At 50.5% G+C, this 315-nt stretch carries 1 pseudogene; it reads left to right on the top strand.

From position 1 onward, the window contains the following. Nucleotides 1-293 (top strand): annotated as a pseudogene (locus NE473_RS30810) (creatininase family protein); the annotation flags it as partial. Nucleotides 294-315 lie beyond the last annotated feature (22 nt).

Genomic DNA, 315 nt, shown 5'->3' with positions numbered 1-315 from the left:
ATAAGGAACCTCAGACGACGAAACAGATTGACCATCTGTTCAGCCTGGCTTACCAGAGCGGCAGCATCGGATACTGCTTCGGTGATGCGAAGGATCATATGAGTACACCGGCGATTCCGGATGCCGCCAGAAGAAAAGAACTGGCAGATGAAGGGGAAGTGCTGATCAATGAGATCGTAAAGCGTCTGGATATGAAAACAATTACAGAGGAGATGAGGTACCTGGAAGCCTTCGAGCAGGATGTCATGAAGCGGTATCCCTGGATTCCGGCCTCAGGCGGGCTGCAGCGATGAGAGAAGAAATCATGAAAACAGA

The organism is Hungatella sp. SL.1.14, assembly GCF_024460495.1.
GTDB lineage: Bacteria > Bacillota > Clostridia > Lachnospirales > Lachnospiraceae > Hungatella > Hungatella hathewayi.
Note: the sequence above shows the minus strand (reverse complement) of the source record. Positions and strands in the feature narration are given on the sequence as shown.